The sequence below is a fragment of the Streptomyces sp. WAC00040 genome (assembly GCF_056835925.1).
Map to the genome: position 1 here is coordinate 362,729 of NZ_JAKQZE010000005.1, position 13,715 is coordinate 376,443.

At 64.1% G+C, this 13,715-nt stretch carries 7 protein-coding genes and 1 pseudogene; 3 read left to right on the forward strand and 5 right to left on the reverse strand.

Going from position 1 to position 13,715, the window contains the following annotated elements; translation table 11 throughout:
* Nucleotides 1-169: 169 nt before the first annotated feature.
* Both MDN94_RS36610 and MDN94_RS36615 read left to right on the forward strand, forming a co-directional pair.
* Nucleotides 170-1,374: pseudogene (locus tag MDN94_RS36610) on the forward strand (IS110 family RNA-guided transposase).
* A gap of 898 nt (nucleotides 1,375-2,272) precedes the next feature.
* Nucleotides 2,273-3,853 (forward strand): penicillin-binding transpeptidase domain-containing protein, encoded by a 1,581-nt coding sequence (locus MDN94_RS36615; protein ID WP_482730096.1) that lies wholly within the window; start codon nucleotides 2,273-2,275, stop codon nucleotides 3,851-3,853.
* 3,171 nt (nucleotides 3,854-7,024) lie between these two features.
* On the opposite strand, the gene MDN94_RS36620 is transcribed toward MDN94_RS36615, so the two are convergent.
* The 4 genes from MDN94_RS36620 to MDN94_RS36635 form a co-directional block, all read right to left on the reverse strand.
* Nucleotides 7,025-7,624: a DUF5317 family protein gene (locus tag MDN94_RS36620; protein ID WP_482730097.1), complete on the reverse strand. Its 600-nt coding sequence runs from the start codon at nucleotides 7,622-7,624 to the stop codon at nucleotides 7,025-7,027.
* Nucleotides 7,625-8,341: 717 nt separating this feature from the next.
* A complete protein-coding gene (locus MDN94_RS36625; RefSeq protein ID WP_482730098.1) occupies nucleotides 8,342-9,112 on the reverse strand; it encodes a transposase family protein in 771 nt (256 codons plus the stop codon).
* A gap of 53 nt (nucleotides 9,113-9,165) precedes the next feature.
* Entirely contained in the window at nucleotides 9,166-10,623 is a 1,458-nt protein-coding gene (locus tag MDN94_RS36630) for an NF041680 family putative transposase (RefSeq protein WP_482730099.1), read from the reverse strand.
* Nucleotides 10,624-10,763: 140 nt separating this feature from the next.
* Nucleotides 10,764-11,252 (reverse strand): DUF4265 domain-containing protein, encoded by a 489-nt coding sequence (locus MDN94_RS36635; protein ID WP_482730100.1) that lies wholly within the window; start codon nucleotides 11,250-11,252, stop codon nucleotides 10,764-10,766.
* A 146-nt stretch (nucleotides 11,253-11,398) separates the two neighbouring features.
* Between MDN94_RS36635 and MDN94_RS36640 the strand changes: the two genes are divergently transcribed.
* Nucleotides 11,399-13,027 (forward strand): ISAzo13 family transposase, encoded by a 1,629-nt coding sequence (locus MDN94_RS36640; RefSeq protein WP_482727900.1) that lies wholly within the window; start codon nucleotides 11,399-11,401, stop codon nucleotides 13,025-13,027.
* 78 nt (nucleotides 13,028-13,105) lie between these two features.
* Here MDN94_RS36640 and MDN94_RS36645 read toward each other — a convergent pair whose 3' ends face one another.
* Nucleotides 13,106-13,657: a hypothetical protein gene (locus MDN94_RS36645; protein WP_482730234.1), complete on the reverse strand. Its 552-nt coding sequence runs from the start codon at nucleotides 13,655-13,657 to the stop codon at nucleotides 13,106-13,108.
* Nucleotides 13,658-13,715 lie beyond the last annotated feature (58 nt).

Sequence of the window (13,715 nt, forward strand, 5' to 3'; positions counted from 1 at the left end):
GGTGTGGCTGTCAACCTCATGCCGCACGAGTGGCTTCTACTGATTGGCCGCCCGTTGCCCCGCGACGACTCGGCCACTGATTGGGATGCGCGCGGCAAGATCGCTTGGTAAGGACACACTGGCGAGGTCGTCTGCTGGGACAGGTACAGGATCGACTTCAAAGGTGGCCGTGCCCGAGCTGTGGGCCGGTACGGATGCGGGCAAGGCCGCGCATCACTGCACAGTGATCGACGCTGAGGACAAACGCAGGCTGTCGCGGCGGGTGGCCAACGACGAGACCGAGCTGCTCAGGCTGATCGCCGATGTGCTGGAGCTGAGCGAGGGCAACACGGTCACGTGGGCTATCGATCTCAACTCGGGCGGGGCTGCGTTGATGATCACGCTGCTGACCGACAACGGGCAGCAGGTCCTCTACATCCCCGGCCGCACCGTCCACCATGCCTCCGGCTCCTACCGGGGCGACGGAAAGAGCGATGCCAAGGACGCCTTCGTCATCGCCGACCAAGCTCGTATGCGCCGCGACCTCGAACCCGTGCACCGCGGCGACGACATCGCCGTCGACCTGCGTATCCTCACCTCGCGCCGCCTGGACCTGGCGGCCGACCGCACCAGGGCGATCAACCGGCTGCGCGCCCAGATGCTGGAGTACTGCCCCGCCCGGGAACGCGTCTTTACTACAGCACCTCGAAGGCGGCCCTGGTCCTGGTGAGCGGTTACCAGACCCCAGCCGCGCTCCGCAGGACCGGCAAGAGCAGGCTCGCGACCTGGCTGAAAGAACCGCAAGGTCCGCAACTACAAGCTCGTCGCCGCCACGGCCGGCGAGGCCGCCGAAGCCCAGCACACCACCGTTGCCGGAGAGAAGCTGGCCGCCGCCATGTGGCCAGGCTGGCGAGGGAGGTGATGGCCCTTGATGAGGAGATCGCCGAGACCGACGCCCTGATTGAGGGCCGGTTTCGCGACCACCCGCACGCCGAGGTCATCCTGAGCATGCCCGGCATCGGACCGGTCCTGGGCGCCGAGTTCCTCGCCCACACCGGCGGTGACATGAGCGTCTTCGGCAGCTCCGACCGCCTCGCCGGAGTCGCCGGCCTGGCCCCCGTTCCGAAGGACTCCGGACGCATCAGCGGCAACATGCGGCGACCCCGCCGCTACTGCCGCCGGCTGCTGCGCGTCTTCTACATGTCCGCCATGGTCGCCTCCCGCTCCTGGCCCGCCTCCAAAGCCTTCTACGAACGCAAGAGAGCTGAGGGGAAGAACCACAAGCAGGCAATCATCGCGCTCGCGCGACGTCGTCTGAACGTCCTGTGGGCCCTCATACGCGACGGTCGCACCTTCGAGATCACCCCGCCGCCGAGCCCCCTCCCGCTGGGCTGACACGCTCACAGCGAGTCACCAGGCCGTGTTGACAACCACATTGGGAATCAGTAGCTACATGAGGTGTCTAGCCTTTCTCGGGCTGGCATCCGCCCACTGCTGCTACAAGCGGTTCCTCAAGCTGACCATGAGACGTCGTTTCTTACGGCTTGATCGTTCGTTGAACCGTGCATGACGGATCTGGCGGTATCGGTCGCCGATGGGACCACGGCCTCAAGGAAATGTTGGGCCTGTCCAATAGCCGAGTATGCCTGTTGGGTGGTCACTGGAGTATCCGTCGGAAAGCTCTGCCGACGAAGGCCAAATCCTGGCGGTTCCACACCATCCTGGTCGGCCTAGCCATCGTCGGGCATGCGGCCTCGGCTGACTGGGTCCGGCAGTCACCGTACGTCCGCTGGGTTGGTAGGTGGTGAACCTCTGACGGTCGCGTACTCGGTCCTCGGGACGGAACCCCGCGGGCAGAGCATTTTCTGCGTTGGGGGATGTCGAGACTGGCACTCTGAGACCCCCAGGGTTCCTCTGCTACTGGACCGAACACCTGGCACCACATAGGCAGGCCGAAATTGCTCACCGTCTCAGTTGACAGGACGGGCACTGGTTCGCGGTTCGTCTATATCCCTCCCTCTACCGACACTATGCGGAGCGGCCGCCCGGAAGGGATGCGCACGTGAAGCAGATGCCGTTGCCCGTGCGCCCATACGAAAAGTGGCCCTGATGTCTTCTCTAGCTCGGATGGCAGTTCACCTATCCATACCCGTCTTGCTCATCACCCTTATAACGGGTTGCAGGGTAGGGGGCGACGACACGTCGCCCGCTCCAGCACCACGATCGTTCAATGAACAGCCGAACGGCAGCAAGGTTCAATTCGCTGAGAACGGCTTCAAGAAACGGAGAGTCAATGCGTGGAAACAAGAAACTGGCAGTGGGTGGAGGAGCGGCGGCGCTCTTGCTCGCAGTGACGGGAACCTACTGCCTCATCGAATCACCCCAGTTCACAGCCCCGCAGCCGCTGAAAAGTGATGAGATACGTGTCGCTACTGAGGCCTTTCTTAGTTCGTGGGCCGACGGCGATCTGAAAACGGCGGGCGGCGCCACAGACAATGCCGAAGGCGCAACAAAAGCCCTTCGCAGCTTCGGGGAGAGGGTAGGGGTCACCGAAATTTCGCATGCGTACCGGCAAACTGGGCCCAAGGTCACTTTCACGGTGACCGCACGCATACGAGCGGGTGGCAGGGACTCGACATGGAAGTACGAATCGACTCTTGAAGTGACGCGGAAAAGGAGTGACGAAAAGCCTGTCGTCGCGTGGCACCCTAGTGTCATCCATCCGCAGCTCGAAGAGGGAGACGTCCTGGAGACCGCTGAGGCACAAGTGCCTCAGGTCGAGGTGCTCGACCGCGATGGAGAGGTGCTCGCTCCCGAGGGATACGCCTCCCTCGCGGGTGTTGTCTTGGAACTTCAGGAGCGATACGGCGGACGAGTCGGCGGCACACCGGGTCTGGAAATTCACATCAAGAAGGCTGGCCGGCACACGACGGAGACGCTGCATTCGGTCACATCAGGGAAGCCTGGAAAAATTCGCACGACGCTTTCGGGCGCCCTCCAGCGATCCGCAGAGAAGGCAGTGAAGCAATATCCCGAATCCTCAGTCGCCGCAATCCGGCCCAGCACCGGCGAAGTGTTGGCGGTGGCAAACAACAGAAAGGACGGATTCAATGCGGCTTTCCTAGGAAAGCTTGCCCCGGGCTCCACCATGAAGATCATAACGGCAGCAATGCTGCTCGAGAAAGGGCTGGTGACCGAGAAGGGAAGGACGCCGTGCCCGAAGTTCACCACGTTCCATGGAGGAACTTTCCAGAACATCAATGGCTTCGAGATACCTGACGGTGTATTTTCGGACAGCTTCATCCAATCCTGCAATACTGCCTTCATCGAGTTTGCCGACGACATCACAGCATCCGATCTTACGAAAGAGTCGCGGGAGGTCTTCGGTATCGGACTCGATTGGCGCAGTGGAGTCACGACGTCAGACGGAACTGTCCCCGTCGCTCATGGACCCGATTCAGCGGCGGCGATGATCGGACAGGGTTTGGTGCAGATGAACCCTCTAAATATGGCTTCCGTAATTGCAACAGCGTCGACAGGCGAATTTAAACAACCTATTCTGCTGTCGCCCGAGTTTGACAACCGCGTGATTGCGCGAACCCAGCGCACTCTTCCTGTTGCAGTCACACGGCAGCTGCGAAACATGCTAACCAGAACTGCGGAGCGTGGGACGGCAGCCGACGTGATGCGTGGGCTGACCGGCGCTATAGGGGCCAAGACAGGCTCGGCAGAGGTCTCCGGCTCAGATGTCTCCGACAGTTGGTTCACGGGATACCGCGATGATGTAGCCGCCGCGGCCGTCGTGCAGCAAGGCGGACATGGGGCAGACACTGCCGGTCCCATCGTGCGCGACGTCCTCAAGGCATCTGGGTGATCTGATGAACGGTCCGGTCCGCTTTCATCGAGCTCGTCGAGCTAGCGTCTGCCCCCGACGGAGTCGTGCACGGAGGCTGCCGTGGCGATCAACCAGGCCAAAGGCGTTCGTGGCCACCTGGCGCTTGCGGCCATTGATCGTCTTCGCGTCGATGCCTGCCTCTTCCCGGTCACGTTGGTGGAAGTCCTCACAACCTGCGCATCAACCACGCCCGCCAGCCGGTCCACGGACCGGCCATACGTGCGCCGGGTCTTGTCCCGCAGCGGTCGTGGACCAACTGCAGTCCCGTCCGTTCCCCTTCGCGTAGTAGTCCCACACCGTCCTCTACCGAAGCACTCGCTGTCGAAACCGGTGGGTCCACTGTCTCGGGAACCTCGGTTCTTTCGATGTCTCTGCTGGTCGAGACGTTCGGGGATGGAGCGCCGGATCTCGCGTCGTCGCAGGTAGCGGCGGTTCGCCCGGGTCGTGTAGGGCATGTCCGCAGGACATGGTCGGGCAGGTGCGAGGTCGGCCCACTCCGGTTCGGGGCACCGAAACCTGCTCCGGCACCCGTTCGAGCTGAAGTCCGTCACCGTAGTGTCCGGGCGGCAGGACGAACGCGAGATGTCGGCGTTGTCCCTCGGCATGGATTTTGGGTGGTGAAGCCTCCGCAGGGCGTCCCAGGCTTTGCCGATCCGACCACCTCCTTCATCCGGCGGCCAGTTGCCGCAGTCCCGGATCGGCCTGGTTCGGTCCCCGCCTGGCATCCCTTTGAGAAGCAGCAGCCGGGGGCGCTTACCTCGCGCTGGCGGCGCGTGCTGATGGGCTCGCCACCGCGGGCGCGTCCCCCCGACATGTCCTAGCTAGTCGATCCCGCCCGCGGCATCCTCGGCTGCCTGCTCATCCCGGATCAATCAGGTCGAGCGGTGGTTCGGCCTCTTGGCCGACCAGACCATCCGTCGCGACGCCCATAACAGGGGCCCAGGTCCTTGAACCTTGCATCCGCCGCCGGCCAGAGGACCCCAAGCCGTTCATAAGAGGCGAGAAGACCTCGAGTCCTCGCCATGCCGACGAGTCTCCGGCGCAGGACACTACGTCACCTGAATCACTTTAATGCCGCAAAATCCTTGGATAGTTGCAAGTAGGGTTATGTCATATAGGAATGAATCATGGCCGCGAGGCCGCAAGGTGACCCTAGACCCCGGCGATAGGACTGACTGCCGGGTGATATTCCTCTCTCCGGGAACCGAGCCGCTAATAACGGCTATCTGAACCGATTGGCGACTGACGTTCTTCACTGTCACGGAATTGGTCCTGACGCATTGCCGCGAGTACGCCTCTCGACAATTGAAGCGAACGTCGCCGAAGCTTGCCGTGCCGCATGAAACGTCAAAATCGGGACCTAGTCTACTTTCGCATACTTGCCCCGCACTGATCGTTACATACTCGGAGCGATGCTTACTGTCCTGCGGCGAGAGGTTGATTCTAGGCCAAAGAATGCCAATGGCCAGGACAGCCATCGCTACCACGATCTTGACGCTCAGCCGCCTCCACCCGACAGATGGAGACCAGTCGCGATTTTCTCTACTCCACATGGATAACTCGCAACTGCAGCCTGCCGTCTCCAATGGGCTTTACTAGGATATCGAGCAGATAGGTGTCGCCCGTTGGGGGCGACACCATGGCTTCCTTGCCAGCCTCGAGGAGTGACACATCACTCAAGCGCTTTCCCGAGCTTGAGCCGCTCACAACGGTCAGCCGCAGCGGAACGGTTCCACTATTCCTAACCCCTATCACTCGAGTTTCAGGACATCTACCAAGCTTCCCAGGCAGGCAATGAAATCGAATAGCACCGAAGCCCGCAGACAGGCACGATTTACCGGGCTGATTGGGAGCTGTTACCGCACATATCTGACCGACTTGAATTGAAAGAGGCGCTTTTCGCTGCGCTTCTCGGGTCGAATCGATATGGTCCCGGTTGAGTGCCGCGAAAATCACTCCGATGGCGATTGCCCCTACACATGCCACGATCAAGCACAGAGCCTCTCGCAAGGTGAACCTAAGCACTCGGGATACACTCCGGTCCCAATGGCGGTCGAGCACGCCGAAATCAATCTACAGCGGCAGCTCAGGCCGCTTTGACCTTATTCGCCCTGCGGGACACCGCTCCGCAATTTCGGTCGACGATAAAGATAGCAAGGACACTGGGCTCGGTGAAGTCCCAAAAAAACCTAGCGCATTGGGCCCTTGGGCCCCTGCACCGGGCGGCATTGAGCCGCTAGCGCCAAATTAGAATTGGTCTGGCGAGGTGGGATACGAAGGGTGAGCCGGTCACAGAGGACTTGCGCAGCTGCTCGCAGGCCTCAGGACTTACCATCGCCGACGGCCATTCCAACATTCGCGTGAGCGCGATGGGATGACCTTCCTGTCTGCGGAGCCCTGTCCAGCTGCCACTCCAGGGGGAAGGGCACGGCCGTCGGCACCGTGAGTCGGCCGACGTACCGAACTCGCGCGTCAGCCGCGCCAGGGTGACCAGACGGCTGTGGGGAGGGAGCATGCTCGCCGCGCCACCCCAGGTGGCGACGACAGCCGATTGGCTAGCCCAGCTGAGCAGCCTCCCCGTTTCGCGCAAAAGGTCACCAGATGGACATGGTTGGGTCCCGATGCTCGGGTCCAGGGCTGGGAGGTCCTCAGGTCGTGGGCGGCAAGATGTGCCGCAGATCAGGTGGCCGGCTGGGGGCGGCAAGGCGCATCAACGCTGAGGCCAAGTCGTGACGCCAGGACAAAGTAGCGAAGATCCGCAGATGGAGGCGACGGCTGCCGCGGGAGAGCGGCGCGTCGTTCAACAGGAGGAACTGGCACCACTCGTGTTGATCTCGAACCGCATCCCCAACCGGAAGGCAGGCTGCCCTGCCTACCTCGTGAGGAGCGTGCCCCTATGCGGTCAGGTGGAGGAGTCGTTTGGAGCAGTGGATTGCGGCGGCGAACCAAGAAAGCGAGGTAGTTGCGGGGGTGGCCCAGTCGTGGCGACGTCTCGGTTCCCTTGCGGGCGACACAGCGCCCAATGCTGCGCTCGCATCACATGCGCCGCAGGCGCCTCAACCACCTCAGCAAGTGTCCTGCGCCCACCCGACGCGGGACCTGACCGCACGTCGCAATAGCGAGCTGGCGCAGCCTCACGGACGACCGAGGTTATCTGCTAGGCGAGTCAAGAAACACCGACGGTGAATGCTCTATATGCTCAGACTGAGCGATTTCAGGCTGTCGCATGAGGGCAGGAAATAGAGCTGCCAAGCCGAAGGCGATGAGGACGTCGCCGATGCTGATCAGGAGGCGGCCCCCCGCTACGGGAATGACATCACCCAGCCAAGGCAGCAAAGTGTCGGCATTCATAACCTCATGCTTCCCGATCTCCCCACGTTCGCTGCCCATTTGCTTTTCTGCCCAAGAAGCAGGCAGAAGAACCGGCATACGCCCGTTGGCTACGATGACCAAGGCGTTGAGTACAGTGCCGCTGCAGAGCAATTGGAGCGGCGGACGGATCTGACGATTGGCGTGCTGGATATTGCGCACGCCCCAGACCGACAAGGCTATGAAGACGAAGGCCAACAAAGGGATCTGCAGGCGGTTGGCTGTGTCGCTGGTGAAGGCAAGGGAGTTGAGGAAGCTAAACATTCCCGCCGTCCATAGCAACCACATGTACCGCAAAGGCGCATTGGTGACTTTGCGCAGCCGTCCGCGGACCAAGTAACCTAGCAGGATACCGGCCACTATTGGGGCCAGGAAGAACATTTAGCTGCTTTCTCAACAAGGCGGTGCACCGTCTTCGATGATTCAGACGGTGCACCGTTTCCTAGAGGCTCACCCACGTGACGCAGGACCGACACGCCTACAACTCCCGCTCGGTGGCACGTGCAGCGAAGGTTCGAAGCGGTAGCGTCCGCGTCCGCGTCCGCGGCGAGAATGGCCTCCGCTGCTGCGGACGGCTCCTCGCCTCCGCAGTCTGAGCGAAACCGGGTGAGCCGATGCGGTCACAGTACCAGCGGCCGTCCATGGGACCTTCAACATAGCGCCAGAACTCGTCACACGAGACCGGCGGGTGCCACGTACTCCCATCCCCATGCGTCGCCCCACGAGGTGCCCTCCTCTCCGAAATATCCAGCCGCGCTGGTCAAAGCTGCCAGAGCGACGCCAGCGACGGTAAGCCCGACGCGAACGGCCCGCCGCCGGGCCGGCCCCAAAGAAAATTTGGTACCTATGCCGCCCTCGCCTTACTAAAGCCTCATCGAGGCGCAAGGCGCGAGATCATCCATCAACAGGTAGGGATTATGAATTCCTTGAAAAAGCTAGCCACCGATACAGACAAGACCCTAAAAGGTGTCGCTGTCGCTTTGTAGCTGAAGGGGAGAATAAGGGCTCATAGGCCCAGGGAATTGGGCCCGTGGTCTCTAAAGCGTGTTGCAGAAGGTTGTGTTCAGGCAGGTCAGAGCCGGGTTGTGGCCGGTGTGATCACGCGGCGAGGGCGAGGTTGTGCATGTGGGCGATGGCTTGGACGGCGTGGTGGAGCCCGTTTCCGCGCTGGTGGCAGTCGCGGAGGATGTTGTAGTGCTTCATGCGGGCGAAGGCGTGCTCGACGCGGGCGCGGACCCGTCGGTGTTCGGCGTTGTCCTCTTCCTCACCGGGCAGGAGTGCCCGTCCGGGGCGTTTGCGGTGCGGGACGACGAGGCCGGTGTTGATGTAGGCCCCGTCGCCCAGCACGGTCACGCCTTCACATCGCTCGGCCAGGCCGGAGTCCCGCCATGCCTTCGCGTCCGCGGTCGTCCCAGGGACCGGCCTGGCCGCCGCGATGACGAGTTTGGTGTCGGCATCGATGATGACCTGCACGTTCGCGGAGAACCGGTAGTTGCGTGAGGAGGCTCCGACCTTCCGGTCGCGGACCGGGATCAGGGTGCCATCCACAATCCACAACCGCTCCACCACATCGGCAGGGCGGGTGGCCGGCTCGATGGCCAGGAGCGGCCGCAGCCGCTGGATGACCCGGCACACCGTCGCCGACGAGACGCCGAACAGCGGCGCGAGCTGCCGCATGGTGAGGTTCGTGCGGTAATACACCGCGACGAGCAGTACCCGGTCGGCCAGAGGCAGACACCACGGCCGACCACCGCCAGGACCGTTCCCACCCCGTCCCCGGACCACCTTCAGCAGCCGTTCGAACTGCCGCATCCGCAGCCCCGTGAACGTCTCCACCCACAACGGCTCAGCCCTCAACACCCCACCCAAACAGCAGAAATGCCCCCCTCACAGCCTTCTGCAACACGCTTTAAGCTTGTTTTTTATGGTTTGTGAGCTTTGAGTTGATTACGTTCAGCGATGCTTTCAGGGCGTCTAGTCGATTTGCCCACGTCGTAACGGGTGGCGGGTCGCCGGTTCTTCGATCCAAGTGGGCGCCCTGGGCCGGGCGTTGAGGGTTTGGGTGCACGGGCCGGACTGTGCAGGTGAGGGCGGAGGTTCCTGAACCCGCGGCGGACGCGGGCCGGGGTGAGCCGGGCGGGCTCGGCCCGCTTCTCCCAGGGGCGTCGGAGATCGGCCGCGGCGTCGCGGGTGAGCCGGAGCTGGGTGTGTGCCGCGAGCACGAGCCACGTCCACCGGTCTGCGGCCTCGGGAGTACGCAGTCTGGGACGGGTCCAGCCGAGCGTCTGCTTGACGAAACGGAAAGTATGTTCAAGATCGAAGCGCCTCAGGAACGCTTGCCACCGCAGGTCGACGTCCTCGCTGGTCATACCGGTCTTGGAGGACCACAGCCAGACGGGCAGCGGGTCGTGACCGCCGGGCAGATGGTCCACCTGGAGGCGGATCAGGGTGCCCTCGATGATGGGGAGTTCGTCGTCGTGGTCGATCCACGCACTGCGGGTGGTGAGCCGCGGGTGGATACGGTCCCAGGCCATCGCCTTCGCGGTGCCGTAGCGGTCGGTGACCTGCACCGTCTCCGCGTCGGGCTCGCCCCAGGTCTCGGGCCTGGCGAAGCGGAACTCCTTGCCGTGCTTCGGCGGTCGCCCGCCCTGAGGATAGGACAGGGCGTACTCCTTGAGCGAGGGCGCCGGACGGCGCATCACCCGGTCCGCACGCATGCGTCCGAGGACCTCGACGGGCAAGCCGTCGAGGAGGTAGGCCATGCGCGGGGCGTCGTAGCCGGCGTCGAAGACGACCAGGATGTCGTCGTCACCGGCTTCCCACTGCCCCTGGGCGATCAAGTCGGTGACGACGCGGCGGACCTGGGCTGCGGTGACTTCGGCGACATCGTCGTCGGGGCCGAGCCGGACCGCATCCAGCAGCTGGCACCACGACGTGCGGCCCGTCTCCAGCGCGGCGACGAACGAGTACGGCCAGCCGGGGATGAACTGGTCGCTGGAGCGTCCCGAGCGTCCGTAGACATGGCAGAACAGCCGGTCCGGGCTGGTCGGCGCGTCGGGCCGCAGCCACGCGGAGACATCGACGGCCAGGACCAGGCGCCCGTCGGCGGCCTTGGGCTGCGGCAGCATGGCCAGCGCCTTGCGCAGCCCGGCCACGTCGATGTGGCCCTGGTTGAGCGCGTCGTACAACGCGCCGTGCCCACGCCGGTGCTCGGCCAGCAGCGTCAGGTCGACCGGCGAGGTCACCGGGCCGTCCCCGCAGAGCATCGCGTCCGTGAGCTCGAACAGCGTGTCACCGCGCCGGGTCAGACATGCGTAGAAGTCCTCCCTAAAGTGGGACGCGAAGTCGAAAGCGTCCCGCCGGGCATCATGGTCGAGCACACTCACCTCTGCGGCCTTCGTATGAACGTGATTCCGTGGCGGAACGCATGCTCATGCGGGGGCCGTCCGCCTGTCCGGCGAATGCCCAGGTGAGTGAACCTGTGCGACTCGATGTTCGAGATCAGAGGCGAGAGACAAACTCAGGCGTTCCACCACTCATCGGTGCCACAGCCGACCTCGTAGTGCCACCAACCTTCCTCTTGGCCTTGCATCAGAAGGGCCTTGATCCCTGCGAAGTCCGCGCCGGCTGGCGCGGTGAAGGCCACCATGGGGAAGTCCACACTGAAGACCTCGCCTCCAAGACTGAACGCCGAAAGGCGCTGATGCACCATCTGCGGACTGCGTCCCAGGGGGCCGGTGGGCACGGGCACCACACGGACCGTGCAGTTGCCGGAGGAGCTGACCCGACCGACAGCCCAGTGGAGCCCGTCGGAGTCAGTCCGGTACCGCACCACGTCGCCTTCGGCCACCCCATCCTGAAGGAAGGGGGCGTTCTGCACACAGGCCGTATCGTCGCCGAGCTTCGTGGCCCACAGCCCCTCAGTGTCCTGTGGGAACCACCCCTCACGAGGGACAAGGCGGAACCAGACCTTGATCTTCTCGACCGCGCTCTCCATGACGGTCATCATGCGCCGACCGGCAACACCGCCCCGCACCGGGCCCGATCCAGGCGATCAACCGTAGCTGTCACGCGAGTGCCTGAGGATAAAAGACAAGTTAAGGGCTTGCAGATCATCAAGGTGTTGCTTCCTGTCTCATGGCTCGTTGATGTGGTATGCGCATCTCGGACGAGACCTGTACTCAACTCGCCATGAAGTTCGCGGTGTTGTTCCCGCATCTGGATGAGCGGCAGCGACGGCTACTGATGGCCGCAGAGGCCCGTGTTCTGGGACATGGTGGTGTTCGGGCCGTGGCACGGGCGGCCGCGGTGAGTGAGACCACGGTCCGCAAGGGCGTGTCCGAGTTGGAGACCGGCGAGGAGCCTCTGGGGCGGGTGCGGCGACCGGGCGGAGGCCGCAAGCGGGTCGCAGATCTTGATCCGGGGCTGCGGCCGGCCCTCCTTGCACTGGTCGAGCCGGACGAGCGAGGCGATCCGATGTCGCCGCTGCGGTGGACGGTGAAGTCGACCCGCACGCTGGCGCGGGAGCTGGCCCGGACCGGGCACAAAGTCAGCGCGGACACCGTCGCCGACCTGCTGCGGGAGGAAGGCTTCAGTCTGCAGGCCAACGCCAAGACCATCGAGGGAAGCCAGCACCCAGATCGAGATGCCCAGTTCCGCTATCTCAACGAGCAGGTTCGTGATTACCGGGACGCCGGCCAGCCGGTGATCAGCGTGGACACCAAGAAGAAGGAGCTCGTCGGCGAGTTCAAGAACAACGGCCGCCAGTGGCGGCCTGCGGCTGATCCGGCGCCGGTGAACGTCCATGACTTCGCCGACCCCCAGCTGGGCAAGGCCGTCCCGTACGGGATCTACGACCTCGCGGCGAACACCGGCTGGGTCAACGTGGGCACCGACCACGACACCGCCGCGTTCGCGGTGGAATCGATTCGCCGCTGGTGGCACGGCCAGGGCCGGGTCGCCTACCCGCAGGCAACTCGGCTGCTGATCACCGCCGACGCGGGCGGCTCGAACGGCTACCGCACCCGGGCCTGGAAGCTCGAACTCGCCCGGCTCGCGGCCGAAACAGGACTGACGATCACCGTGTGCCACCTGCCGCCGGGCACGTCGAAGTGGAACAAGATCGAGCACCGGCTCTTCTCGCACATCACCATGAACTGGCGCGGCCGCCCGCTGACCAGCCATGAAGTCATTGTCCAGTCCATCGCCGCGACCACCACCCGCACCGGACTACGTGTCATGGCCGAGCTGGACACCAACGTCTACCCCACCGGAGTCCAGATCGGCGAAGCAGAGATGGCGGCCCTGCCACTGACCCGCCATGCCTTCCACGGCGACTGGAACTATGCCCTGCACCCCCAGCCCTGCCCAGCCGTCCCAGCACCCCGGGCTCCGCAGAAACCGGTCCCAGAGTGGGACCACGATCTCCTGTCCGACCCCGCCCTGACCGGCATGTCCCGGCAGCAACTGAGCGATCTCACCGACACTTTGGCTCTCGCCGGCGACGTCAAGCGCGGCCGCCCGCCCCGGCTCGCCTTCCCCGACCAGGTCCTGGCAGCCGTCCTTCACCTGCGGGTCGCCCTGGCCGCGGAACCCCTCGCCGTGCTGTTCGACAGCAGTCGGACCGCCATGCACCGCACCTTGCTGAAGATCAGGACACTGCTCAAGGCGCACAGCGTCATCATCCCGCCGGCGGCCACTCCGCCCTCCGCCCTCACAGCCCTCCAGGCTCGGGTTCGAGCCCTGAGCAGCGACGCCAGCAGCATGATCAAGACAACGTGTTAATGATCTGCAAGCCCTAAGAGCTGTCCCGCAATGTGCCTGCGGAACGGCGTCACGGGCGGTTGTCGAGCGGCGGTGAAGTCAGTCCAGGCCGGTCGCCCATGCCGTCAGCGCGGCGAAGTCGTCGATGGCGAGGCCGCATCGGGGGTCGATTCGGTGCAGTAGCTCGGGACCGTCGTGGTGTTCCTTCACCCAGGCACGATCGGCTTCTGTGATCTCGTCGTCGATCCAAGCGAACGCACGGCCTTTCGCCCACGCGACGATCTCCGGCGTCTTCCAGAACACACCGCTGTCGGGCTGGGCCCGCGGCGAGGACCAGGGAATGAAGGGCAGCTCGGGCAGTCCCAGGACTGGCGCGATGAAAGCGTTGGCTTCTCCCTCCCAGGTGGTCGCCCACACCAGGTCGAAGGGAAGGGCATCCAGCGCCGGGCCGTGATCCGGGTTAAGCCACACCCGCAGCGGCTTCACGGGCTTGTTCGGCAGCCCCCACTCAGTCAGTCGGCGCCGCTCGGCGGCCTTCCAGCGAGGCGTCAGCAGGCGGTGCGTCTGATAGCCCTCGGGCCGGCGGTGCGGCTTCGCGGCATACGGATTGAGCGGTCCGTCGACATCCACCAACAGCACTGGGCGCACCAGCTCATCCCCCTTGGTTCTGCGTCGCACGGTACCGGCCGATGACGAGACCGCCCAGTGA

Bases quoted from the DNA above. Each gene is read 5' to 3' on its own strand.
- MDN94_RS36640 (WP_482727900.1), top strand. From the start codon at position 11,399: ATGCGCATCTCGGACGAGACCTGTACTCAACTCGCCATGAAGTTCGCG.
- MDN94_RS36615 (WP_482730096.1), top strand. From the start codon at position 2,273: ATGCGTGGAAACAAGAAACTGGCAGTGGGTGGAGGAGCGGCGGCGCTC.
- MDN94_RS36635 (WP_482730100.1), bottom strand. From the start codon at position 11,252: ATGATGACCGTCATGGAGAGCGCGGTCGAGAAGATCAAGGTCTGGTTC.
- MDN94_RS36620 (WP_482730097.1), bottom strand. From the start codon at position 7,624: ATGTTCTTCCTGGCCCCAATAGTGGCCGGTATCCTGCTAGGTTACTTG.